Genomic DNA, 24634 nt, shown 5'->3' on the forward strand with positions numbered 1-24634 from the left:
GCGGCCGCGGCGCGCGCCCGGCCCGGGAAGGATCTTACGAAGACGGTCAGCGGCCGGGGTGGCGCCGGACGGCGGGCAGGCGGCTGGCCCGGATGGTGGCCCGGCGGGGGCCGATGATCTGGCCCTGGTCGGTGACCTCGATGCCCTCCACCTCGTACCACACCTCGCCGTCCTGCTGGATGGGGGCGGAGGCGAGCACGCGGTCGATCCGGATGCGCAGGGGACCGCTGCCGAAGCGGTAGTCGGCCTCGGCGAACGTCCGGATCTGGCCGGTGGACGGGTCGTGGGTGGTCATCTCACCTCATCGGCAGGCGGGGAAACTGGAACCATCATGGACCCTGAAAAATCGCGCGCCAAGGGCATCTGCACGTGCATATGCAATCGCCCGACGGAAGTTTGTCCGATTGGCTGAGTCGGGCCGCCGTATGCCTCATGCGTGCCGGGCCAGGGGCGGCGCGGCTGTTGAAACGGTTTGCCTCAGAGGTGGGTGCTGGGCTTGCGGCCGGTCATCTGCTGCCAGAGCCAGCCCGCGGGCACCGTACGGCCGTACAGCACGTACTCGCTGACCACATGGTTGGTCATGGTGTCGACCAGGTCGCGCCGGGCGCTGCGGCGCCCGGCGAACAGGATCTGGTCACCCGTCTCCACGGTGGTGTCGTCGGCCGGGCCCAAGGTGGACTCGTCGCCGCGCAGCAGCAGCAACGGCACGGCGGCGATCCGCTGGTCGCGGTCGTGCGGGCAGTGCATGAGGTCGCCCAGCCGGGCCGAGCCCGAGGCCAGCCAGCTCATCAGGGCCGGCGCCTCCCGGCCGGTCAGCGTGACCTTCCACAGTCCGTCCAGCTTGGCCCCGCAGTGCTCGCCCAGCGAGGCGATCGTCGCGGCCGCCCACTCGTCGCCCCGCTCCGGCATCTCCTGCAGGAAGCGCCAGGTCAACGGCGTGCTGAGCTGGGCGTAGATCTCCCGGGCGGCCATCTCGGCCGGGATCAGCAGCCAGTCGGCGTCCATCGCGGCGAACAGCGGCGCGTTGCGCGGGCGGTTCTGCCGGGCGCCGATGAACAGCGCCGGGTTCTCCTTGCGGGCCGCCGCCACCAGCGACAGGTTGGTCGCGTCGTTGTGCGTGCCGGCCACGAAGCCGACCGCGCCCGCCAGCTCGGCCCGGGCCATGACCGCAGGTTCGGAGGCGTCGCCGGCGATGATGCCGGGCTCGCTCGCCTCGAGGTCGATGATGGTCACCTCGAGCCCGTCGGCCCGCAGGTCGGCGACCAGTTTGTGGCCGAACCGGCCGAAGCCGCAGACCACCCACCGGCCCGAGGTCGGCGGCCGGCCGCGGTCGGGCAGGACCGCCCCCTCGCCCCTGATCAGCCAGGACAGCAGCTGGAAGGAGGACGGCTGGTGCAGGGCCAGCCGGATGTGGTCGCCGAACCGGTCGAACGGGTTGACCACCGTCGGCGAGCCGAAGGCCCGCATCCGGTGCTCGATCACCGGCGACACCGTCCGGGCGATGACCCGCAGGCCGGGCCGGATCAGGGCGGCCGTCATGGCCACGGTCAGGTTGACCTCGTCGTTGTTGGTCAGCGCGACCACCCCCTCGCACTGGGGATGCTCGAGCCCGGCCGCGCCCAGCATGTGCGGGTTGGCGCCGTCGGCCACCAGGCCCGGGACGTCGGCGTAGTAGGCGTCGATGTCGAGCGAGTCGACGTGCTCCGGGGTGGTGTCCAGCACGACCAGGCGCCGCCCGAGCGAGTCCAGCGCGTGCCCGAGCAGTTGGCCGGTCTGCCCGTACCCGACGACCACCAGGAACGGCTCGCGCATGCGTACCACCTGGCGGGTGAAACGCCGCAAGGCCAGGGCCTCGCGAAAGGCGCGGTCCCGGACGAGGGTGAGCAGCGAGCCGATCGCGTAGGCCCACCCGATGACGCTCAGATAGATCGACACGATCACCCAGAGCCGCTGGGCCCCGGTGAACTCGTGCGGGATCTCGCCGTACCCGATGGTCGTGGCCGTGTAGCTCATGAAGTAGAACGCGTCGAAGAAGCCCATCCGCACCGGGCGGCCCTGCGGGTCCTGGCCGGGCATCAGGGTCAGGCCGAGGACGCTGACCGCGAAGATGACGATCAGGACGATCAGCGGGACCCGCATCCGCCGCAGGATCAGGAAGATCGTCGACGACGGCTCGGTCGGCTGGGTGATCGTCGTCCGGCCCCGCGGGTGTCTCCTTGCGGCCATCAGCGGCGGTTGAACGACACGGTCTCGATCACGAGGAGCGCGACCGAGACCAGGTTGGCCAGCAGCGCGCCGCCCGAGAGCGACACCACGCTCGCCGTGGCCTCGCCGGTCATCCCCGCGCCGGAGATCTGCGTGGCGTACACCCAGGCCAGGGTGGCGGCGATGAGCTGAAGGTCGGCGACCAGGCTGGTGGCCAGGTGGACCGCGCCGATCTGGGTGCGGTCGCCGAATTTCAGCACGGTCGCGATCAGGTTGACCACGACGGCGGCGAACAGCTCGTACTCGTTGTGCAACGCCGGATCGGAGATGTCGCCGATGAAGAACCCGAAGTTGAGCGTCGCGGCAAGGAGCACGAAGAAGCCGAAGATGACCTTTTCGAGACTCACGGCATCACGCTATCGGGACGACGCGTCGCGCGCTCGCTGAGCGTCGGCCCGGTGGCGGCGCTTCTCGGCGTACATGTTGGCGTCGGCCCGCTCCAGGGCCGCCGCGAAGCCGTCCTTCGGGGTCACGGCGGTCCAGCCGATCGAGGCGGCGACGGCGGCGCCCTCGAGCTCGAGGCGCATCCGGGCCATCACCGCCTCGGCGTCGGCCTCGGTGCACTGGGGCAGCAGCACGCCGAACTCGTCGCCGCCCAGACGGGCGACGACATCGGTCTCCCGGACGGCGCCGGCCAGGGCGGTGGCCGCGGCCTTGATGTACGCGTCGCCGGCGGTGTGCCCCTGCGAGTCGTTGATCGCCTTCAGCTTGTCCAGATCGATCATCACGACCACGGTGGGGTCGGCCAGCCGCTCGTACAGCTTCTCGGCCCGATCGAGCAGCCGCTGCCAGGCGCGGCGGTTGGGCAGGCCGGTCAATGGGTCGGTGTCGGCGCTGACCTGCTCGCGCAGCAGCGCCCCGGCCGAGCGGTCCTGGGCCCGGTCGGCCGACAGGGCCGCGGTCAGCAGCCGCCCGAGCAGGGCCAGCAGCGGCTCGGCGCCCGCCATCCGGGCGTCGCCGGTGTGGCTGTGCGGATCGAGGCCGCAGATGGCGCCGAACACGGAGCCGTCCGGCTCGCTGATGACCGCGCCCGCGTACGTGTTGATCTGGATCAGGTCGTTGACGCCCGCCCCCGCGTACAGCTCGACGGCCTGGGCGTCGAGGGCGACGGCCGGCGCCTGCCGGGCCGCCATGTGGACGCAGAAGCTGTCCTCCCACGGGTGGCTGTCGCCCTGATGCAGACCGTAACCGTTGCTGTCGTCGAGGTAGAGGTATGTCTGCCGGCCGTTCTCGACCCGGGTGACCGCCCAGAAGGCCAGCGGCATGCTCTCGTGCAGGTACTCCAGCACGAGGTGGGCGGCCTGGGCGAAGGTGCCGGCCGGGGCCGGGGTGGGCGCCGACGGGGGCACCGCCCGCCGTTCGGTGGTGGCCTTGGGTGGCTCCTCGTCCGGGCGGGGCGCGCCGGTGGCGTCCACGGGCAGGGTGAAGGTGAACCGAGAGCCGCGCCCGGCCGGGTTGTCGGCGGCCCTGATGGTGCCGCCGTGCCGTTCCACGATCTTGCGGCAGATGCCGAGGCCGAGCCCGGTGCCGCTGTACCCGGCGCCGCGGTGGGCCCGCTGGAAGTTCTCGAAGACGCTGTCCTGCTGGTCGGCCGGGATGCCGATGCCGTTGTCGTCGAGCGTCAAGGTCACCATGTGGTTCTCACGGGCCGCCGCGATGGTGATCTCCGGGGTGACGCCGGGCGCCGTGTACTTGATCGAGTTGCTGATCAGGTTCTCCAGCAGCTGCCGGACCAGCACCGGGTCGGCGTAGGCGCCGCCCAGCTCGCCGATGTGGAAGCCGGGCGGCGGCGCGCCCGTGCTCTGCGCCTGGTCGATACGGGCGATGGCGATGTCGTTGACGACGGCGCCCAGGTCCACCACCGACGGGGCGATCGTGGCGTCCCGGGCCGTGGTGAACGCGAGCAGGTCGTTGATCATGTCGCGCATCCGGGCCGACGCCCGGCGGATGCGCCGGATCCCGTCCTCGGCCTCCTCGCTGGCCGGGTGGCCGGGGGTGTCGGCGAACACCTCGGCCAGGGCCTCGCTCCACCCGTCGATCGTGGCCAGCGGGTTGAGCAGGTCGTGGGCGACCACGCCGGCGAAGTTGGCCAGCTCCGTGCGGTGCCGCCGCTCGGAGGTGACGTCGTGGAAGACCGTGACGGCGTACCGGCGGCCGGCCGCGTCGGCCGCGATCGGGGTCGAGTTCACGCTCAGGATGCGCCCGTCCGGCAGGCCGGGGTTGCGGATCAGGACGTCCATGCCGCGGACCTCGTCGCCCTCCAGAGCCCGGCGGTGCGGCAGCTCGTCCGGCTTGAGCGGGGTCCCGTCCGGATGGGAGAGCCCGTAGAAGTCCGGATGCCGCATCGCGCCGGTGGGGCTGCTGACGCCGCCGGTCAGCCGGCGGACCGCCGGGTTGCGCAGCAGGATGCGGCCCTGCTCGTCCATGACGGTCAGGCCCTCGGTCATCGAGTCGACGATCGTGGTCATCAGCTGGGCCTGGGCGGCCGCGGCCTCCTGGGCCGACCGCAGGTCGCGCAGGATCAGCTGGCGCTCGTCGCGGCCCAGCGCGAGCGCCAGCCCGACCACCGAGATCATGCCGACGAACGCCTGCGCGACCAGGGCCCGCCCGGCATTGGAGTCGATCAGGGCGAACGGGCCCAGACCGGCCAGGGTGTAGAGGACGGCGACCGTGCCGAAGGCCAGATCGTGCAGGATCACGAAACCGGTGTGCAGCCGGGTGCCGGCCCAGACCGTCATCACGATCACCGAGAAGGTCAGCGGCAGCTGCTTGGGCGAGCCGAAGACCGCGGTGTAGACGGCGATCGACAGGGCCATCACCACGACGTACTCGAGGCGCTTGACCGGCGCCAGCCCGGTCCAGATCCGGCCCAGCCGCACGGCGCCGCGCCGGTGGATCAGATAACCGACCCGCAGGCCGGCCGCGCCGATGAGCAGGATGCTCACCGTGTTGCGGGTGAGCCACACCGCGGTGGCCGGGCCGGAGTAGACGCCGTTGACCACCCAGACCCCCGTCGGGCCGATCAGCGCGCCGACGGCGGTGGACAGGAAGGCGGCGGCGACCAGGCGCCACAACTCCTGCGGCCGGGACAGCTGGCGGTCCCCGCCGCCGCCCCACAGGGCCGGGAGCCACCGCCGGAAGAGCACGGCAAACGAGCCGGCCTGGGCCAGGTTCGCCACCACGAACCACAGGGCGAGCACGGCCGGGGCCCCCGTCGCCGTGTTGACGACCATGGTCACGGCGGACAGGGCGAGCGCGTCGAGCCAGCGCCAGCGGGACCGCCACTGGGCCAGGAACCACACAGCCGAGACGCCGGCCGCGGGCCAGACCATGCTCAGGTTGGTCTCGTCCATCACCGTCAGGCGGCCGGCCCAGGTGCAGAACACGTAGAGGGCGGTGAAGACGAGCGTGCGCAGCAGGGACGTGCGCAGCGTCATGCCCGCACGCGGCTCAGTCATCAGCGCACCGCCCTTTCCTGAGGTCCTATCGACCCGTTGGGGGATTCGATGAGCGACTGCGGCAAGTGCGTTCTGTGCTACACCGCGTACATCAGGTCCTAGCGTCCGTTCCCGGCGGCGACACAGGATGTGATCCGAGCGGAAACCCCGCCGAAACATCCCCTCCCGGTTTACCGGTCATTGGCAGGGACGGACATGAAACGTATCAAGCCCTTCTCGGAGGGGAAGTCGGATGCATAGACGCCTGATCGGCGGGGCGGCGGTGCTGGCCCTGCTCGCGCCGTTCTTCACGCCCTCGGCGGCGCAGGCGGCAGACCAGCTCGTCGAACGCCTCCGAGCGGACGCTGCGCGAGATCTACGACCTGCCGTTCGAGATCGCCGTCGACCGCGGCGGGCCGTCGAGCGTGATGTGCTCCTACAACCAGATCAACGGGACGTACGCCTGCGAGAACCCGCGCCTCAATGAGGTGTTGAAGGGTGACATCGGGTTCGACGGCTACGTGATGAGCGATTTCGGATCGGTCCACTCGACCGCGGCGTCGCTGGTGAACGGACTGGACCAGGAGCTGAACCGGCCGATCTGGTACACGCCGGCCCGGCTCGACGCGGCGCTGGCGGCCGGCCAGATCACCCAGAAGCATATCGATGCCGCGGCTTGGCGGGTCGTCCGGTCGTACATCCAGGGCGGTCTTTTCGACCATCCGCTGCCCGCGACGGCGGTGGCCGATGCCTCGACGCCGGCGCACAAGGCGATCGCCCGGACGACGGCCGAGCAGGGATCCGTCCTGCTGAAGAACGACGGGCTGTTGCCGCTGGCGCCGAAGAAGGGCGACGAGATCGCGGTGATCGGGCCGACCGCGTCGTCCACCCCGACGGACGGGATCAGCGCGAACTCGGTGTGCTCGCTGCCGTGGCGGTTCGGGAATCCGACCACCCTGCAATGCGAGGACCTGGTGCCACCGGAGACCGCCATCCGCGCCCGGGCCGCGCGGGCCCAGGCGGCGGTCACCTTCAACAATGGCAGCGACATCGCGGCCGCGGCGACGGCGGCGGCATCGGCGGAGGTCGCGGTGGTCTTCGGTTACCAGCGGGCGGGGGAATTCACCGACCTGGCCGATCTGAAACTGCAGGGGAACGGCGATGCGCTCATCGCCGCGGTGGCCGCGGCGAATCCGCGTACCGTCGTGGTCCTGCAGACCGCAAGCGCGGTCGAGATGCCGTGGATCGGGCAGGTCCCGTCCGTGCTGGAAAGCTGCCACGGCGGTGAGCAGATGGGGCCGGCGCTGGCGTCGCTGCTGTTCGGGGACAGCAATCCGTCGGGCAAGCTGCCGATGACGTTCCCGCGTTCGCTGGCGGACACTCCGACGGCCGGGAGCGCGGGGCAATACCCCGGTGTGGTGGACGCGGCGGGCATTCGGCAGGTGGATTACAACCAGGGACTCAAGGTCGGGTACCGCTGGTATCAGAGCCAGGGGATCCGGCCGCTGTTCCCGTTCGGGCACGGCTTGTCGTACACCAAGTTCGCGTACTCCTCGGTGAAGGTCTCCGGGGACGGGCGTCATTCGCTGAAGATCCGGTTCACGGTCGAGAACACGGGCCGGCGCGCGGGGACCGAGGTCGCCCAGGCATACGTGTCGCTGCCCGCGGTCACGGGGGAGCCGCCGTCCCGGTTGATCGGGTGGGAGCGGGTGACGTTGCAGCCCGGTCAGCGGCGGACGGTGGAGGTGTCGTTGAGCCGGTCCGACCTGAATGACCTGCACCTGCTGCAGTACTGGGACTCGACGTGGCGTACGGCCTCCGGGGTTTATGGCGTCACGGTGGGCGGCTCGTCGTCCGGTGGGCTGCGGACTTCTTTTGTCGTACCCCGGCCCTAGAGTCGTCGGCATGGCAACGGTGCGCACCGAAGACTGGGACGGGGGCGTGGGTAAACGCCCCCGCCACGACGGCGACGAGTTCATCGACCTCGACCTGTGCGAGGTCACGCTCGACGGCGTCGAGTTCTCCGGCTGTACGTTCCGCAACGCCCGCTTCAACTGCGCCGAGCTCACCGGCGTCGCGTTCCTCAACTGCAGCTTCGTGGCGTGCAACTTCTTCGACGCGTCGCTGGCCGACTGCAAGCTGGTCGGCAGCTCCTTCGACCGCTGCTCGTTCGACCTGACAACGGCCTCGGGCGGCGACTGGTCGTTCAGCTCGCTGCGCGGGGCCGACCTGTCCACCGCCACCCTGACCGGCCTGCGCATGCGGGAGGCCGACCTGACCGGCGCCCGCGGCCAGGGCGCCACCCTGACCGGCCTCGACCTCTCCGGCGCTCAATGGCACCAGGCCGACCTCACCCGCTGCGATCTACGTGGCACCGACCTGACCAGCCTCGACCCCACCACGACCACGATCAAGCACGCCATCATCACCCCCGACCAGGCGGTGGTCGTCGCCCTGGCGCTCGGTCTGGAGGTGCGCCCTGCCTAGGATCCTCATCGTCACCGCCGGGTCGCGAGGCGACGTCGCGCCCTTCACCGGACTGGGCCGGCGCCTGCAGCAGGCCGGGCACGAGGTCGCCCTGGCCGCTCACGACCGCTTCGCCGACCTGGTACGGGCCGCCGGCCTCGAACACCGCCCGCTGCCGGGCGATCCGGTGGCGCTGACCCGCGCCCGCACGGCAGCGCCCTCACCCGAGGAGGCCCACGCCGTCTTCGCCGCGTTCCTCGACGAGCTGGGGGAGGGGATCGTGTCCGCGGTGGCGGCCGGGACCGACGTCGTGCTGTCCGCCTTCGGTCCGGCCCCGCTGAGCCGGGCGGTGGCCGACGGTCATGGCCTTCCAAGCGCGGGGGTCTTCCTCGCGCCGGGAGTGCCGACAGCGGAGTTCCCGCCGCCCGGGTGGCCCGGCAAGCCGGCCGCCGGCAACCTGGCGGCGGGACGGGAGGCGCTCGCCCGATCGAGCACCCTGTACGCGGGCGTCCTCGGCCGGCTCGGGGCCCGGCTCGAGATCGTTTCCCCCTCCTGGCCGGTCTTCCACGGCTACAGCCCGGCCGTGGTGCCACGGCCGCCGGATTGGCCCGCGAACGTGCGGGTGACCGGTTATTGGTGGCCGGCCTCCTCGACGAGCTGGCGGCCGCCGCCGGCCCTCGTCGAGTTCCTGTGGGCCGGGCCGCCACCGGTGTTCATCGGGTTCGGCAGCATGACACCGTCGCGCGAGCAGCTCGCCGAGATCGTCGCGGCCGCGGTGGAGCGGGCCGGGGTGCGCGCGATCGTGCAGGCCGGGTGGGCCGGCCTCGGCGCGCCGAGCGACCGTCTCCTGTCGATCGGCGAGGTCCCGCACGAGTGGCTGTTTCCCCGGGTCGCCGCCGTCGTCCACCACGCCGGGGCCGGCACGACCGGAGCGGGGCTCCGGGCCGGCGTGCCGGCCGTCGCCGTGCCGGTGCTGGTCGACCAGCCGTTCTGGGCCGACCGCCTGCACCGGCTCGGCGTCGCCCCGCGACCGCTGCCGATGGCCGAACTGACCGCCGGCGAGCTGGCGGCGGCCCTCCGCTCCTGCCTCGACGACCCGTCGTACCGGGAACGGGCCGCCGACCTCGGCCACCGCCTCCGCGCCGAGGACGGCGCCGCCCCGGTCATCGCCCATCTCGTCTAACTGGCCGGCGGGCCGAACCAGCGGGTGAGCTGGGCGTCCAGATCTTGTTGGCAGTCGCCGATCCAGGCGACGTGCCCGTCGGGTCTCAGCAGGACGCCCGGCGCGTCCACGGCCGCTTCCGGGTCGGCGATGTGGTCGACGCGGTCCGGCCAGCCGGCGGCGGTCAGGCTTCCTGTGCGGTCCAGCAGGACGCCGCGGCCGTGGTGCATCCGGTCGTAGAGGCGACCCGCTCCGATCTTGACGTCGGGTAGGCGGCGCCCCTGCAGGTCCGGGCCCGGCCCGAAGTCGTACCGGACGCCGATCGCGGTGATCTTCTCCAGCAGATAGCGGTTGACGTCGTCGAAGTCCATGAGCTCGGTGAGCAGCCGCAGGGCGGCCCGCGGGCCCGGGCCGCCAGAGAGCAGTTCGGTCTGGGCGCGGGTGTTGTCCAGCACCTCCGCCGCGACCGGACGGCGTTCGGTCTCGTAGGTGTCCAGCAGCGTTTCGGGAGCCCAGCCGCGGACCTGGGCCGCCAGTTTCCAACCGAGGTTGAACGCGTCCTGGACGCCCAGGTTCAGGCCCTGCCCGCCGATCGGCGGATGGATGTGGGCGGCGTCACCGGCCAGCAGCACCCGCCCGGCCCGATAGTGGTCGGCGAGCCGGGTGGCATCCCCGAAACGGGACAACCAGCGCGGTGAATGCACACCGAAATCGCTGCCGGCCAAGGCAACAAGCTGTCGCCGGAAATCGTCGATGGTCGGCGGCGCGGAGCGGTCGCTGACCCCGGCGGCGGGAATGATGACCCGATACACCGCCTCGCCGAACGGCGCGACCATGAACCGCTTGTCGGTCGCCCGGATCGCCGCCACCGCCGCCATGACCTCTTCCCGCGGCACACCCAGTTCCATCTCGCCCATCAACGTGTCGTTGCGCGACGGCTCACCCGGGAAGCCGACACCGAGCAGCTTGCGCACAGCGCTGCGCGCCCCGTCACAGCCGACGAGATAGCGCGCCCGCAGCCGTTCCCCACCGGCCAGCTCGACGGTCACCCCGTCGTCGTCCTGCGCGAAGCCGGCCAGCTCGGTGCCGCGCCGAATGTCCGCCCCCAGCGCCGTCGCATGCTCCTCGAGCAGCTGCACGATGACCGGTTGCGGGATGCCCAGCAGGAACGCGTACGCGGAGTCCAGATCCTTGGGCGCCGGCTTGTCGATGCCCGCGAAATAGGCGCCGGCCGGCCGTCGTCGCCCACGCTCGACGACCCGCTCCAGCAGCCCTCGCATGGCCAGCAGCTCCAAGCTGCGGATGTGCAGGCCGACGATCCGCACGAACGACGCCGGCTCGGTCTGTTTGTCCAGCACGAGGACCCGTACGCCATGCAGCCGCAACTCGGCGGCGAGCACCGCCCCGACCGGCCCGCACCCCGCAACAATCACGTCGTACGTGAGCGCCGCCTGCCCAGCTTGCTCAGCCCCGCTGGTCCGGGGTAGCGGACGGCCAGGATCAGCGCGCGTCGGGGAGTGGTGAACAGTCGTATAGTCCGCAGACGGCTCAGCGGCGGAGGGTAGCGAGTACACAGGTGTTGCCTTTCAGGAGTGCCTGACGATGAGGCGCTCCCGGCGACACCTACGTCAATCGCCCGACCGTGACGGCAAGGGGGAGCACCCACTTCGATACAACGTTCATGGGTCTCACCTCCAAGGGCGAAGTCGCGGTCCGCTGCAAGCTACAACCTCAACTACGTCCCCGTCCACCCATCGAGCTGTCCCGACCTGCCGCCGGTACCGCCCAGAGCCGGGCCCGTTCGTCTCCCTCGGCGGTGTGGGCCAGCACGGCACCGCGGTTCCCGGCCAGTTCGACCACGGCTTCCGGGTTCGCTCGCAGATTGAGCCACCAGGCGGGATCGCCCTCGCCCCAGCCGTTCATGGCCAACGTGACCAGACGCGGACCGTCCTCGAAGTAGCCGAGGATGACGCTGCGCTCGATCCCGCTCCGGCGCCCGACGGTGGTCAGCCGCATCGCACCCCACCGGCCGGGCCGCGGCCGCCACAGTCCGAGCCGGCCGCGGGTGACCCGGTAGAGGGCTCGGTGCGTTCTCCAGACGAGGCGGACGACCCGGCGCGGCGGCATCTTCGGTCTTTGCCCTGACGGTTTCTTGGTCATGGCTGTGTCCTCCCAGCGGCCGGGTCGTCTCCTCTCACCACTGTGGTCCGGCCGGTTTGGCGGCACCAGGGACGTAGGGCCGGTCCGTGGCCCGGGGCGGTCACTCGCCGGGCGGGGCCGGGGTGAACAGGGCGAGCAGATCGCCGATGCGCCGACCGGCTTCGGCCGGATGCCGGAAGGGACCGGACCGGTGGACGGTGTATTGATTGCGGCGGCCGACACGGGTGTGCTCCAGGTAGCCCGCCTCCTCGAGGTCGGCCACGATGGCCTGCGCCGCGCGCTCGGTGATGCCCACGATCTGCGCGATGTCGCGGAGCCGGGCGCCGGGGTCACGCGCGATGGCCAGCAGCACGTGCGCGTGGTTGGTCAGGAAAGTCCAAGCCGGCATCCCGTACGCCTCCTATTGTCAAACGAACTGTACTTCGTGAATAATGGTTCGTAGTTCGAGGGGGAGTACCCGAAGTCCGGCGTGTCGCCGTCAGGACGGATCCGGCCATCCGGGTCCCGGTGACACGGCCACCGCGATGGTGGTGCGGGAAGACCTTCGACCGGAGTCGCCGGCCCGTGCGGCCGGCCTGGTCGGAGGGAGTTCCGCGTGTCTGTGGCCTGGTGGGGCTGGGTCCTTGTGATGGGTGCCGTCGCGGTGATGCTCGCGGTCGATCTGTTCCTGCACCGCGACAACCACGTCATCGGTTTCCGGGAGGCGGCGACCTGGTCGGCCGTCTGGATCGGCGCCGGTCTGCTGTTCGGCGCGCTGCTGTGGTGGTGGCAGGGCGCCGACGTGGCCGGCACCTACTACGCCGGCTACCTGATCGAGAAGGCGCTGTCGATCGACAACGTCTTCGTCTTCGCGCTGATCTTCTCGGCGTTCGCGGTGCCGGCCGCGCTGCAGCACAAGGTGCTGTTCTGGGGCGTCGTCGGCGCACTGGTGATGCGACTGGTGTTCATCTTCGTCGGCGCGGAACTGCTCGAGACATTCTTCTGGACGGCGTACGTCTTCGGCGCCTTCCTCATTTGGACCGGCTACCGGATGGCCTTTCGCCACGGCGAGCAGAGCCCGCCGGAGAACAACCTGGTCGTTCGCCTCGTGCGCCGCGTCGTGCCGACCGATCCCGCCTACCACGGCGCCCGGTTCTTCACCCACGTCGACGGCCGCCGCGTGGCGACCCTGCTGTTCGTCGTGCTGATCGCCGTCGAGGCCACCGACCTCATCTTCGCCATCGACTCGGTGGCCGCCGTCCTGGCCATCACCACCAGCACCTTCCTCGTCTGGACGGCCAACGCCTTCGCCTTGCTGGGCCTACGCAGCCTGTACTTCTGCCTGGCCGGCCTGCTCCGCCGCTTCGTCCATCTGCACTACGGGCTCGCCGTGCTGCTCGCCTTCGCCGGCGTCAAGCTGATCCTCTCCGAGACGCCGGTCGGCAAACTGCCGATCCCGGTCACCCTCGGCTTCATCGTGGCCACGATCGGCGTGTCCATCGGATCGAGCCTGCTTCGCACCGCAGCCGGCAAGGACCCGGCCCGGTAGTGCCTGGGGCATGTGTCCCGCCGGGTCGGGACCAAAGGTCCTGCTGCGCCGGGGCTGCGTCCGCCTAACGTTCGAGGTGAGACGACCTGGACGTCCAAGGAGGAGCGATGACCGTGGTGCCCATGGTGGAGACTCTGGTGAGCGGTGGCCTGCGGGCGCTGGCCGAGTACGCCTCGTTCGACCAGGACCGGATCGACCTGATCGTCAGGAAGGCGTCCGTGGCCGCGCTCGACCAGCACGCCACGCTGGCCCGGCTCGCGGTCGAGGAGACCGGCCGGGGAGTGTTCGAGGACAAGGCGGTCAAGAACCTGTTCGCCTGTGAGCACGTCACGCACAGCATGGCGAAGCTACGGACCGTCGGCGTGATCGCCGAGGACGAGATCAACGGCATCGTCGAGATCGCCGACCCCGTCGGCGTCATCGCCGGGATCACGCCGGTCACCAATCCCACCTCGACCACGATCTTCAAGGCGCTGATGGCGCTGAAGACCCGCAACCCGATCATCTTCGCGTTCCACCCGGCGGCCCAGCGGTGCAGCGCCGAGGCGGCCCGGGTGGTCCGCGACGCTGCGGTCGCCGCCGGCGCCCCACCCGACTGTGTTCAGTGGATCGAGGAACCCTCGCTCGAGAACACCGCGGCGCTCATGCACCACCCCGGAATCGCGACGATCCTGGCCACCGGCGGCAACAGCATGGTCCGGGCGGCCTACTCGGCCGGCAAACCCGCGCTGGGCGTCGGCGCCGGCAACGTGCCCGCGTACATCGAGGCGAGCGCGGACATCGACCGTGCCGTCCACGACATCGTGCTCTCCAAGTCCTTCGACAACGGCATGATCTGCGCCTCCGAACAGGCTGTCATCCTCGATGAAGAGATCTACGAACAGGCGATCGCCGCTTTCGGCAAGCTGCACGCGTACGTGGCCACGGCCGCCGAGAAGGCACAGCTCGAGCAGTTCATTTTCGGTCCCGGAGCGGGCGGCGCCGGCTGCGACGACGACCGGCTCAATCCCGACGTCGTGGGGCGCCCGGCGGCCTGGATCGCCGAGCAGGCCGGCTTCCGCGTGCCGCCGGACACCTCGATCATCCTGGCCGAGGTCGGCGCGGTCGGGCCGGCCGAGCCGCTGACCCGGGAGAAGCTCGCCCCGGTGCTGGCCGTGCTGCGAGCCGGCTCGCGTGAGGAGGGTCTGCGCCACGCCGCCGAGATGGTGGAGTTCCACGGCCTCGGGCACAGCGCGGTGATCCACACCCAGGACGCCGAGCTGGTGAAGGACTTCGGGCGCATGGTGAAGGCCGTACGGATCATCTGGAACTCGCCGGGCTCGCAGGGCGGCATCGGCGACATGTACAACGCGTTCCTGCCCTCGCTCACGCTGGGCTGCGGCAGCTACGGGGGCAACTCGGTGTCCGACAACGTGTCCGCGGTGAACCTGATCAACATCAAGCGGATCGGCCGCCGTACTAACAACCTGCAGTGGTTCAAGGTGCCATCGAAGATCTACTTCGAGCCGCACGCGATCCGCTACCTCGCCGACATGCCCGGCGTCCGGCGGGTCACCGTGGTGACCGACGAGACGATGACCATGCTGGGCTTCGTCGACCGGATCAACCGGGTCCTGCAGAGCCGGCCGGACCAGGTCGCCCTGCAGATCATCGACGACGTCGAGCCCGAGCCGCGGATCAGCACTGTGGAGCGCGGGGCCGCGCTGATGCGCGCCTTCCGGCCCGACACCATCATCGCGCTCGGCGGCGGATCGGCGATGGACGCGGCCAAGGTGATGTGGCTGAAGTACGAGCACCCCGAGGTCGGCTTCGACGACATGCGCCAGAAGTTCTTCGACATCCGCAAGCGGGCCTTCACCTTCCCGGCGCTGGGCGAGCGGGCGCAACTGGTCTGCGTGCCGACCACGTCGGGTACCGGGGCCGAGGTGACGCCGTTCGCGGTCATCACCGACCATGTCACCGGCAAGAAGTACCCGCTCGCCGACTACGCGCTGACTCCCACGGTGGCCATCGTCGATCCCGAGCTGGCGGCCGGCCTGCCCCGGGTGATCGCCGCCGACAGCGGATTCGACGCGCTGACCCACGCGATCGAGGCGTACGTCTCGGTGTATGCCAGTGACTTCACCGACGGGCTGGCCCTGCACGCGATCCGGCTGATCTTCGCCAATCTCGAGCGTTCGGTCGTGGACGGCGATGCGCGGGCGCGGGAGCACATGCACAACGCGGGCACGATCGCCGGGATGGCCTTCGGCAGCGCGTTCCTCGGTATCGTGCACGCGATGTCGCACACGCTCGGCGCGACCTTCCACATCGCTCACGGCCGGACCAACGCCGTGCTGCTGCCGCATGTGATCCGTTACAACGGCGCCGCCCCGGCCAAGCTGTCCGGCTGGCCCAAGTACGAAAGCTACCGGGCGCCGGAGCGCTTCGCCGAGATCGCCCGGATGCTCGGCCTGTCCGCGGCCACAGCGGCCGACGGTGTCGAGGCCCTCGCCGCGGCCGTCGAGAAGCTGCGCGACGCGGTCGGGATCGAGCCGTCGTTCGCCAAGGTGGGTGTCGACGAGAGCGCCTTCCTGGCCGCGCTGCCGCAGCAGGCGCTCAATGCGTACGAGGACCAGTGCGCGCCGGCCAACCCACGGATGCCGATGCTCGAGGACATGCAGCAGCTGATGCGGGACGCCTACTACGGCTGACCACGTTCTCCGGGACGATCGGCCCTGGACAGCCCACGATCCGGGGGCTGTGCTGGAAGGACACGAGACGATCCGGGGTGCCGGCCCCGGCGAGGCCGTTCGGGCCGAACACCGTCGAGCCTTCCAGGCCCGGCTGGCCAGGGTCGAGCTCGGGAGAGACATAACCGCGCCCGGGAGATGGTCGGGATGATCGAGGGTCGCGCGCTCATGGTGCACTCCGGCAGCACTAACCGCTTCTTCCTCGTCTGGCGTTCCGCGCCTACGTCTATCGGATCGTGGCCCCCGCGACGGCGTTCAACGCGGTCGGCTACAGCAGCCCGGTCACGCTCCATGTCTCCTGACCCGGTGTGGAGGCGGTTGGTTCGCTACGGGATCAGTGGCGGCGCCAGCGCGCTGACCCATTTCGGGGTGGGGCTGACCCTGGTCGAGGTGGTACGGATACGGCCGGTCGTGGCCTCCTCGGTGGGATTCGCCGCGAGCATCGTCGTCTCGTACCTGCTGCAGCGGATATGGGTCTTCCAGTCCACGACCGGCCACGTGGTGGCCGGCGCCAAGTTCCTGGTGGTGACCGCGATCGCCTTCGCGCTGAACGCGGTGATCCTCTGGCTCGGCGCTGAGGTCATGCGCGGCCCCTATCCGGTGGTGCAGTCGATCGCGCTGGTCGCCATCCCGGCCGTGAACTACTCGCTCAACTCGCGATGGACCTTTCGGGGCGCGCCGCGCCGCGTGGCTGACCGGCGGGGAGGATGAACGATGCTGATCTCAGTCGTTGTCCCGTGCTTCAACGAGGAAAGCGTCATCGACGTCCTCGACGGCAAGCTCCGAGAGGCGCTGGCCGCCGTGGACGACCCGGACGTCGGCTACGAGCTCTACTACGTCGACGACGGTAGCGGCGACTCCACTCTGGACCGCCTCCGCGCGCTGGCCAAGGAGCACCCGGCTGACACCCGGTACGTCTCCTTCAGCCGGAACTTCGGAAAGGAGGCGGCCATGCTCGCCGGTCTCCGGCGAGCCCACGGCGACGCTGTAGTGATCATGGACGCCGACCTTCAGCATCCGCCCGAGCTGATCGGCCGCATGCTCGAGCTGTACCGGCACGGCCACGACCAGGTGGTGGCCCGCCGCACCCGCGACGGCGACCGGCCGTGGCGAACGCTGACCGGCCGGCTGTATTACCGGGTGGTCGGCAAGATGGCGCACGTGCGGCTCACCGACGGCGCCGGTGACTTCCGGCTGCTCTCCCGGCCGGCGGTCGACGCCCTGCTGAGCCTGCCCGAGTACTACCGCTTCTCCAAAGGACTCTTCTCCTGGATCGGCTTCGACACGGTCACCTTCGACTATCACAACGTCGCCCGAGGGGCGGGGTCGAGCAAGTGGCGGTTCGCGAGCCTGGTCGAGTACGGCATCGACGGGGTGCTGTCCTTCAACAATCGCCCACTGCGGCTGGGCATCTACTTCGGGCTGGCCCTCGGCGGCCTCGGCCTCGCCTACGCGGCCTGGATCGCGATCGCCGCCCTGACCGTGGGCGTGCGCACCCCCGGCTTCGCGAGTCTGGTGGTGGCGGTGGTCGGGCTGGGCGGCCTGCAGATCTCGATGCTGGGCCTGATCGGCGAGTATGTCGGGCGGATCTACGTCGAGTCCAAGCGGCGGCCGCACTTCCTGGTCAAGGAGTCTGCCGGGCCGGACAGCGAGGAGACGCCATGAGTGAGCGGGTGCGCCGGCTCGTGACCGTGGTCGCCGGCACGGCCGGCGTCGCGTGTTTCTCGCTGTTGGCGGTGTTCGCCTTCCTGGGCTTGTTCGTCCGGCCCAGCGCCGACGACTGGTGCGTGTTGTGGAAGACCCGGGACCTGGGGGTCCTGGGCATCACCAAGGACTACTACCTGACCCAGAACGGGCGGATCGCCAACGCTTTCGTCAGCGGGCTGGTGAGCCTTGACGACTCCCAGGGCATGCGGTACTTCCCGGCGTTCCTGGTCGCCGCGTTCGGTCTCGGCCTGGTGCTGCTGCTGCGGCGGGTCTGGTCGATGCTGGGCTGGGAGGCGCCGCTGCCGGTGCTGATCGCGGTGGCCGGTGTGATCGAGCTGGTGCTCTTCGCGGGGGCACACGATCCGTACCAGGCGGTGTTGTGGCTGCCCGGGTCGATAAGCCACACCCTGCCCACTGTCATCGCGGTCTGGGCGGTGTACTTCGCCTTGCTCGCCGGCCGGTCCCGGCGGTGGTGGGTCCGGGCCGTCTCGGTGGCCGGCGCTCTGCTGGTCGGCGTGGTCCTGGGCACGCTGGCCGAACCGGCGCTGGTCATGTTCGGTCTCCTGGCCGCCACGGCCGGCCTGATGGGCGTCCTCCGGCGGCGGCCGGCCCGCAGCTGGTACACGTTCCTGTGGTGCGCCGCCGTGTGTGCCGGCCTGGTCGCCGGCTTCGCGATCCTCTACGCCGCGCCCGGGGCGCAGGTGCGGCGGGGACAGGGCAAGACCCTCTCCACGATGCTGTCCGAGTCCCTGCTGACCGACGCCGCCGGCGACTGGGCCCGCATCATGCACGTCGTCACTTCCCAGTGGACGTACGCGGCGGTGCTCGTGGCCGGAGTGCTGCTGGGAACCGTGACCCGCCCGGCCGGGACACACCGCCGGCTGCCTCCGGCACCGGTCGCGGTCGCCCTGCTCCTGACGGCGCCGGTGCTGCTCGCCGGTTCGTACCTGGTCGTCCTGGGGGTCCGGCAGGGCTACGGAAGCACCGGCTGGCGGGATGCCCGCATCTGGTTCAGCTACGTGGCGCCGATGACGCTGGGCCTGTGCGCCTACGGGGTGCTGCTGGGCCGGGCCCTGGCCCATTTGCTGGACCGCGGGGCCGAGCCGGTCCGCGAGGGCGTCCTGGCCCTGACGACCGTCCTCGCCGGTGCGGTCCTGCTGGGCGGCGCGGCCGCCCTGCTGCCGGTGGTCGAGAAGCAGGCCGACTTCACCATCGCCCGTGCCCGGGCCTTCGACGCGCAGGACGCCCGCATCCGGGCCGAGGTCGCACGGGGCGCCACCGAGGTCGTCTACCGGCCCCTGCAGGTGCCGGCCCTGGCCGAGCCCAACCTGCGCCCCGGCTACCCGAACTTTTCCGACAAGTGCGCCAGCGACTACTACCGGGTCGTCCGCCTCCTCCCGCCACCCAAACGCGCCAGCGACTGAGCTGGGGCGGGCCCTCGCAGGTCCGTACGGCCGAGGTCCGGTCGAGGCAGGCGCGATCGCGGGTCGTACCAGTGCTGGTGGCAGGCCTGCACGGTCGGCCGGCGGCCAGGAACGCGTCGAGCGCGACCTGGGTCTCCGACCCGAGCACGGCCAGATCGCCGTTGCGGATCACCTGTCCTGTCGCCGTTCGCCTGGAAAGCCAGCTCGTGCCGGATCTGGAAGCCGGGCGGAAGCGGACGCCGCGTAGCGAGGCATCGATGTCGTCCCGAGCGATGTCGATCCCCAGCACCCCGTGCCCATCGGTGGGCCGCCCTGGCGGGCGGCGGTCGGCGCGGCCAGCAGCAGATCGGCCGCGGCGCCGAGCAGGCACCGTCGCGTCACCGCGGCAGTGTGGGCGATTTATGGCATCCTTCGGTCTTATCAGCAGGAGGAGCCGGCGGAGTGCCCTCCTCCGGAAGACGCCTCAACGAGGGCCTCTTCGCTCGCCGTCGCGGGTAACACCTCGGGATCGAGGTCGAGGGTGGACAGCAGGCTGCGGTTGCGGGCCACGTCCACGAGCTCGCGCAGCGTGCGTTCGACCCAGTCCGCCCTGGCGGTGAGCCCTCGTGACCGCAGTGCCGCGCTCGCTCCCTCCGGCGGTGGTGAACCTGGTCTCTTCGTCACGCTAGAACGGCGCGCCGAGGACGGCCAGGGCCGATCGCCTCTGATCGCCGGCCTGGGGTTTAGCCGCCGGAGAGTGCGGTGACGGCCACCGGATCCGGCAGGTGATCACTTTGGGCAGCCCGATCCGCATGTCGCATCCGGCCCAGACCCGCGCCATGACCTACTACAACTCGCAGGCGCACCGGCACGTCCCGCACTCGCGGCTGCCCGCCTCGGAGCTGGTCCAGCCCCGTTGCCGGTGCCCGCGACCTCGATCCTGTCGCGGTGGGACGGCATCGTCTCGCACCAGGCCTCGCTGCATCCGCCCGGCGACCGGCGGGAGAACATCGCGGTCATGGGGAGTCATCTCGGTCTCGGGCAGCACCCGGCCGCGCTCTGGGCGGTCGCCGACCGGCTGGCCCAGCCGGAGGGGACGTGGCGCCCGTTCCAGCCTCCTGTCTGGCTGCAGCCGCTCTTCCCGCCACCGCCGGACGGGGCCGGCATCTGACCTGTACGCTCCGGCCTTGTGACCCTGCCCGGCCCGGGCCCGCAATGGGATCGTGGTCCGTGGAGGAGCACGATCATGGGCAACGGGCACGAGTGGGCGGAGCGGTTCGCCGGCCTGGCCGACTCCCTGTATCCGGCCGACGCCGGGGCCATCGCGCAGCGAGCGGTCGCGGCGGCCACCGAGCTGGTGCCGGCCTGCGATGACGCGGCGTTGTGCCTGATGGACCGGCATGGTCGGCCGGTGCCGGCCGCGGCCAGCGGTGAGGCGACGGCCGCGGCCCACCGGACGTGGCACACCGCTGGGGACGGCCCCTGCTTCGCCACCATCCGGACCGGGGCGGTCCACCCGATCCCGGACCTGCGCCGTAACGGCCGATGGCCGGCGGCCAGCCGTCACGCCGCCGAGCGCGCCCCGATCTGTGGTGTCCTGATCCTGCCGGTCAAGGCCGGTCCGGACGTCCTGGGGGCCCTCATGGTGGCCGAGCGGTCCGGGTCCGCGGCCGGCCCGGCCACCATTGCGCTGGGCGGCGTCCTCGCCACGCACACCGCCGTGGCGCTGGCCGGCGCGGCGGGTCGCGCGCGCGGCGCCGAGCTGACCGAGGCGCTCCGGTCCAGCCGCCTGATCGGCATGGCGGTCGGCATCGTCATGGCCCGGCGCCGGCTCACCCCCGAGCAGGCCTTCGACCTGCTGCGCCGCCATTCCCGGCGCGGCAACGGCAAGATCCGCGAGCTGGCCCTGGAGATCCTCCACACCGGCCGGCTGCCGGACGACTGAGCGCCAGGGGCCATCCGGCACACCATGACTTACTTCATCCAGGGTCTTGCCTTGACGACGGGCAAGGACAACGGTGGAGGCGAGACGCATCCCGCTTCGACTTGACGGTCTGCCATCCGGGCGTGCGCTGGGAGTTGAAAGGTGAAAACGGCGACGGAGCGTGACCTCGCGAGCGGGGTGACCACCGTACGGCTGGTGGGCGAGCTCAACCGGAGCACTGTGACCACAGTGCGGCGGGCGCTCGGGAAGGCGGCCGCCGAGTGTCCGGCGGCGGTGATCGTCGACCTGTCGGGTCTGTTGCGGACGAGCGGGACTCTGCTCTCCGCGTTCGCGGCGGCCTCGCACCAGGCCTGGGAGGCCTGGGGGGTGCCCGTGCTCTTTTACGGCGCCGATCCAGAGCTCGGCCGCGATTTGGGGGCCTTCCGGACGTACGTCGCTCTGTACGAGGACGTCTTCCAGACGATGATCGCGGTGCGCGCCTACGCCCCGCGGTACCTGTCTGAACGGCTACCGCCGGTGCCCTCGAGCGCCGCCGGGGCGCGGGGCCTGCTCGGCGAGGCGTGCCTGATGTGGGGGCTGAACCACTTGCGGGACAACGCCCGGCTGGTGGCCTCGGAGTTGGCGGCCAACGCGATCCGGCACGCCGGCACGGAATTCGACGTCGTCTGTTCCTACGCCGGCCGGTACCTGCGGATCTCGGTGCGCGACGGCAGCCAAGCGATGCCCCGCGTGGTGGAGCCCGACGGCACGAGCGGTGGCATCGTCCGGGCCGGCTCGGGCCGGGGCATGCCGATCGTCGCGGCCGCCAGCACCCACTGGGGCGTCACCCGCCTCCCGGCGGGCAAGAACGTCTGGGCACTGATGAGGGCCGCTCCCGGGGGCACGAGCAGCGACCCCTGCCCTCGGTGAGCTAGGGCGCCGGCTCCGTGGTGACCGGGCCGGGCGCGGAGGTCCGGGTGGCCGACGGCGCCGGGCCGGTCGGCGTGGTGGCCGTGGTCGCCGACGGTGTGGTGGCCGTGAGCGCGGTCGTGCCCGTGGGCGGTGGCGTGCCGGTGGGCGTGGTCGTGCTGCCGGGTGTCGTCGGGTCCCCGCCGGGGTTGCGGCTGGTCGCCGGTGCCGGGTGGGGCGGCGAACTGTCCGGTGGGGCGGTGGTGGCCGCCCCGGAGCCCGCGCCCTCGCCCGCCGGCGGCGCGGTGCTCTCCGACGTGGCCCGCGCGGGCGGCGACGCCGGCGCCGAGGTGGACGGCGCCGGGGATCGCGGGAACCATCCGAAGGGGTCGGCGACGGCAACGGCCACTCCGGAGACGACCAGCGCGAGCGACAAGGCCAGGACCATGACGAGAGGGCGCCGGCGAGGCCGTCGAAGCCGTGGGGCGGCCGGCGGCGACGCGGGGAAGCTTCGCAGCGTGACGGTGGGGTCGTCCGGATCCGGCAGGGCTGCCGCCCGGTCAGCCGCGGCCGCCATCGCCGCGGCTGAGGCGAACCGGGCCCGCGGATCCTTCGCCATCGCGGTCGACACCACGGCTCGTACGGACGGGGGTATATCGGCCGACAGCGGTGGCGGGTCGTCGTTGACGTGCTGCAACGCGATCGTCAGTGGGCTGTGGCCCTGGAACGGCGGGTGCCCGGCCAGGCAGTGGAAGGCCACGGCGCCCAGCGAGTAAACGTCCGACGCGGGGCCGGCCGGATGCTTGGACACCTGTTCGGGCGAGATGTAGTACGCGGTACCGACGACCTCCTCGGCGCCGGTGAGCGCGGCCGACCCGGGCGAACGGGCCACCCCGAAGTCGACCAGGACCACGGAGCCGTCCGGCTGGACGATCATGTTGCCGGGCTTGACGTCCCGGTGCACGATGCCGGCATCGTGGGCGGCCTGTAGGGCCCGGCCCACTTGGGCCACGATCGACATGGTCTCGGCCGGCTCCAGCCACCCCCGCTCGGCGAGCCGGTGGCTCAGCGGTTGGCCGTCCACCTGGGCCATCACGAGATAGGCGTCGCCGCCGGCCTCTTGGCCGTAGTCGTAAACTGCCACGACGCCGGGGTGGTCGAGGGCGGCCAGGGCCCGGGCCTCGTCGCGGAACCGGATCTGGAAGTGCGCGTCGGCCGCCCGGTCCGAGCGCAGGGTCTTCACCGCGACCCGGCGACCCAGCTGCAGGTCGGTGGCCCGCCAGACCTCGCCCATGCCGCCGCCCGCGATCCGGTCGTCGAGCCGGTAGCGGCCGGTCAGCACGTCTCCGGTCCGGTGCGTCATGGTGGCCCCCGAGCGCCGCGTCGGCGCGGCACTTTCAGCATGGCGCCGGCTGAACCGCTCCGGCAGGGGCGGAGGGCCTCTCTCGGCGATCCGGGTGGGTCCGGGGACCCACCCGGATCGGAAGATCGAAGGACCTTCGGCACCGCGACATCATGTCCTCGAGCCGTGGGCCTGCGTCGGTGGTCATGCGGTACTCGAGGAAGCAGCCCCACCGGGATGAATCATGGTCACCGTGCCGTCGAGGAAGATCGTGGATCACAGGGCCGCCCGGAGCCGCGTCGTCCACGCCTACTTCCGATTGAGCGTTCACGCCGAGTTCCAGCCCGGTGATCCAGCCGAAGTCGATCAAGTGCCATCTTCCGGCAATCTCCGCCTGACTCTGTTCCACGTGCGCCGTGTGCCGGAAGAAAGATGACGGAGGCCGGGACGTGAAGATTTCGAGCATGCGTGATCTCGACACGGGCGTCGTTACTTTGTGGCTGAGCGGCGGGCTCACGATGAGGGCCCAGCCGCCGCTGCGCCAGGCGATCGGAAAAGCGGCGGCGGAGTGCCCGGCCGCCGTGCTGGTCGACCTCTCCGGCCTCGGCCGGGTCGCCCCGGGCTCGCTGGCCGTCTTCGCCACAGCGACTTGCCAGGCGCAGGAGAACTGGGGCATGCCCGTGCTCCTGTACGGCGCGGGTCCGGAGACCAGCCGAGCCCTCGGCGCACACCGCAGCTTCGTGAGCCTGTACGACGACCGGCCGCAGGCGCTGTCTGCGATGCGGGCCTACGTTCCTCGCTGGATGCGCCGGCGGCTGCCGCCGGCGGTCGCGAGTGTGACCGCGGCTCAGGAGCTGCTCGGTGAGGCCTGTGTCGCGTGGGACCAGGTCAACGTGTACGACAACGCCCAGCTGATCGTCTCCGAGCTGGCCTCGAACGCGATCCGGCACGCCGGCACCGATTTCGATGTCATCACCGCCTTCACCGGCCGCTACCTGCGCATCGCCGTCCGGGACGGAAGCCACGCCATGCCGCGCCTCATCGACGCCTCGATGTCCGGCGGCGCCGTCCTGCCGGCCGGATCCGGCCGGGGGCTGCGCATCGTGGCCGCCGCCGGCACTCACTGGGGCGCGACGAGGCTCCGGGACGGGAAGATCGTCTGGGCGCTGATCGCCTCCCCTCGCCGAACGAGGACAACACCCGTAATGGGACCTTCGCCTCTGCGCCGGGCCGGTCGCCGGTGAGAGCGTGAATGCGCCGGGTGCCCCTCCTCCGGACATCCTGGCGGAGCGAGGACCATTTGGTCGCTCTCGCCGGGGAGCCGCAATGGGTCCGGACGTGCGTGCGGCGCACGGCCACGCGGTGATCCGCCGTCGACGGGCTCGCCCCGTACGGCTCGACGAGCTCGCGCCGCCGGAGCGCACGGACGTCATCGTGCCGTATCTGCGGGCGGGTCGGCGACGTAGCGGCGCGGCGGCCGGTGCGGCCGAGGCACGCTACTACTTCGGGCTCGGCCCCGACCCGGCCCGCGCCGACATCGACGCGGTCGCGGATCACTATCTAGTGTTCCGTGTCGTCTATCTGTAGGCGTCCCGAGGA

General features: G+C 71.2%; 21 protein-coding genes and 1 pseudogene. 14 read left to right on the plus strand and 8 right to left on the minus strand.

The features are described from left to right. Positions 1 to 46: 46 nt before the first annotated feature. The 4 genes from AB0J66_RS02440 to AB0J66_RS02455 form a co-directional block, all read right to left on the minus strand. Positions 47 to 295 (minus strand): hypothetical protein, encoded by a 249-nt coding sequence (locus tag AB0J66_RS02440; protein WP_364654990.1) that lies wholly within the window; start codon positions 293 to 295, stop codon positions 47 to 49. A 182-nt stretch (positions 296 to 477) separates the two neighbouring features. Next, positions 478 to 2226, minus strand: coding sequence for an NAD-binding protein (locus tag AB0J66_RS02445; RefSeq protein WP_364654991.1), 1749 nt, complete (start codon positions 2224 to 2226; stop codon positions 478 to 480). Further along, entirely contained in the window at positions 2226 to 2612 is a 387-nt protein-coding gene (locus tag AB0J66_RS02450; RefSeq protein ID WP_097327907.1) for a DUF6394 family protein, read from the minus strand. The genes AB0J66_RS02445 and AB0J66_RS02450 overlap by 1 nt, the downstream gene beginning before the upstream one ends. Before the next feature lie 9 nt (positions 2613 to 2621). Then, positions 2622 to 5723, minus strand: a complete 3102-nt coding sequence (locus AB0J66_RS02455) for a diguanylate cyclase (protein WP_364654992.1) — start codon at positions 5721 to 5723, stop codon at positions 2622 to 2624. Between the two features lie 329 nt (positions 5724 to 6052). On the opposite strand from AB0J66_RS02455, the pseudogene AB0J66_RS02460 reads away from it, so the two are divergent. The 4 genes and pseudogenes from AB0J66_RS02460 to AB0J66_RS02475 form a co-directional block, all read left to right on the plus strand. Beyond that, positions 6053 to 7225: pseudogene (locus tag AB0J66_RS02460) on the plus strand (glycoside hydrolase family 3 C-terminal domain-containing protein); the annotation flags it as partial. Between the two features lie 33 nt (positions 7226 to 7258). Then, entirely contained in the window at positions 7259 to 7597 is a 339-nt protein-coding gene (locus tag AB0J66_RS02465; protein ID WP_364656025.1) for a fibronectin type III-like domain-contianing protein, read from the plus strand. Positions 7598 to 7607: 10 nt separating this feature from the next. Next, entirely contained in the window at positions 7608 to 8189 is a 582-nt protein-coding gene (locus tag AB0J66_RS02470) for a pentapeptide repeat-containing protein (protein ID WP_364654994.1), read from the plus strand. A gap of 7 nt (positions 8190 to 8196) precedes the next feature. Beyond that, positions 8197 to 9351 carry a glycosyltransferase gene (locus tag AB0J66_RS02475; RefSeq protein ID WP_364656027.1) on the plus strand — a complete coding sequence of 385 codons (1155 nt, stop codon included), beginning with the start codon at positions 8197 to 8199 and terminating at the stop codon, positions 9349 to 9351. Here the strand turns inward: AB0J66_RS02475 and AB0J66_RS02480 are convergent. The 3 genes from AB0J66_RS02480 to AB0J66_RS02490 form a co-directional block, all read right to left on the minus strand. Next, complete coding sequence (locus AB0J66_RS02480) at positions 9348 to 10763, minus strand: FAD-dependent monooxygenase (protein ID WP_364654996.1); 1416 nt, start codon at positions 10761 to 10763, stop codon at positions 9348 to 9350. The two genes, AB0J66_RS02475 and AB0J66_RS02480, sit on opposite strands and share 4 nt — an antisense overlap. A 298-nt stretch (positions 10764 to 11061) precedes the next feature. Beyond that, on the minus strand, positions 11062 to 11490 hold the full coding sequence (locus tag AB0J66_RS02485) for a nitroreductase/quinone reductase family protein (RefSeq protein WP_364654997.1): 429 nt from the start codon (positions 11488 to 11490) through the stop codon (positions 11062 to 11064). A 100-nt stretch (positions 11491 to 11590) separates the two neighbouring features. After that, positions 11591 to 11878, minus strand: a complete 288-nt coding sequence (locus tag AB0J66_RS02490) for a helix-turn-helix domain-containing protein (RefSeq protein ID WP_364654999.1) — start codon at positions 11876 to 11878, stop codon at positions 11591 to 11593. A 207-nt stretch (positions 11879 to 12085) separates the two neighbouring features. On the opposite strand from AB0J66_RS02490, the gene AB0J66_RS02495 reads away from it, so the two are divergent. From AB0J66_RS02495 to AB0J66_RS02530, 8 genes are all read left to right on the plus strand, one after another. After that, complete coding sequence (locus AB0J66_RS02495) at positions 12086 to 13018, plus strand: TerC family protein (RefSeq protein WP_364655001.1); 933 nt, start codon at positions 12086 to 12088, stop codon at positions 13016 to 13018. Positions 13019 to 13125: 107 nt separating this feature from the next. Next, positions 13126 to 15711 carry a bifunctional acetaldehyde-CoA/alcohol dehydrogenase gene (gene adhE, locus AB0J66_RS02500; RefSeq protein ID WP_364655002.1) on the plus strand — a complete coding sequence of 862 codons (2586 nt, stop codon included), beginning with the start codon at positions 13126 to 13128 and terminating at the stop codon, positions 15709 to 15711. Positions 15712 to 16056: 345 nt separating this feature from the next. Beyond that, positions 16057 to 16461, plus strand: coding sequence for a GtrA family protein (locus tag AB0J66_RS02505; RefSeq protein ID WP_364655003.1), 405 nt, complete (start codon positions 16057 to 16059; stop codon positions 16459 to 16461). Positions 16462 to 16464: 3 nt separating this feature from the next. After that, complete coding sequence (locus AB0J66_RS02510; protein ID WP_364655004.1) at positions 16465 to 17415, plus strand: glycosyltransferase family 2 protein; 951 nt, start codon at positions 16465 to 16467, stop codon at positions 17413 to 17415. Next, the gene (locus AB0J66_RS02515) at positions 17412 to 18881 is read left to right on the plus strand and encodes a DUF6056 family protein (protein WP_364655005.1); all 1470 of its coding nucleotides are present in this window, start codon (positions 17412 to 17414) and stop codon (positions 18879 to 18881) included. Before AB0J66_RS02510 ends, AB0J66_RS02515 begins: the two co-directional genes overlap by 4 nt. A 901-nt stretch (positions 18882 to 19782) precedes the next feature. After that, the gene (locus tag AB0J66_RS02520) at positions 19783 to 20031 is read left to right on the plus strand and encodes a hypothetical protein (RefSeq protein WP_364655006.1); all 249 of its coding nucleotides are present in this window, start codon (positions 19783 to 19785) and stop codon (positions 20029 to 20031) included. A 75-nt stretch (positions 20032 to 20106) separates the two neighbouring features. Further along, entirely contained in the window at positions 20107 to 20805 is a 699-nt protein-coding gene (locus tag AB0J66_RS02525) for a GAF and ANTAR domain-containing protein (protein WP_364655008.1), read from the plus strand. A 141-nt stretch (positions 20806 to 20946) separates the two neighbouring features. Then, complete coding sequence (locus AB0J66_RS02530) at positions 20947 to 21714, plus strand: ATP-binding protein (RefSeq protein ID WP_364655010.1); 768 nt, start codon at positions 20947 to 20949, stop codon at positions 21712 to 21714. Between the two features lies 1 nt (position 21715). Here the strand turns inward: AB0J66_RS02530 and AB0J66_RS02535 are convergent, their stop codons facing one another. Next, complete coding sequence (locus AB0J66_RS02535) at positions 21716 to 23056, minus strand: serine/threonine-protein kinase (protein ID WP_364655012.1); 1341 nt, start codon at positions 23054 to 23056, stop codon at positions 21716 to 21718. 443 nt (positions 23057 to 23499) lie between these two features. Between AB0J66_RS02535 and AB0J66_RS02540 the strand changes: the two genes are divergently transcribed. Both AB0J66_RS02540 and AB0J66_RS02545 read left to right on the plus strand, forming a co-directional pair. Next, positions 23500 to 24279, plus strand: a complete 780-nt coding sequence (locus AB0J66_RS02540; protein ID WP_364655014.1) for a hypothetical protein — start codon at positions 23500 to 23502, stop codon at positions 24277 to 24279. Between the two features lie 82 nt (positions 24280 to 24361). Next, the gene (locus AB0J66_RS02545; protein ID WP_364655016.1) at positions 24362 to 24622 is read left to right on the plus strand and encodes a hypothetical protein; all 261 of its coding nucleotides are present in this window, start codon (positions 24362 to 24364) and stop codon (positions 24620 to 24622) included. Positions 24623 to 24634: the final 12 nt, after the last annotated feature.

Origin of the sequence: Actinoplanes sp. NPDC049598 (genome assembly GCF_040675435.1) — a bacterium.
GTDB lineage: Bacteria > Actinomycetota > Actinomycetes > Mycobacteriales > Micromonosporaceae > Actinoplanes.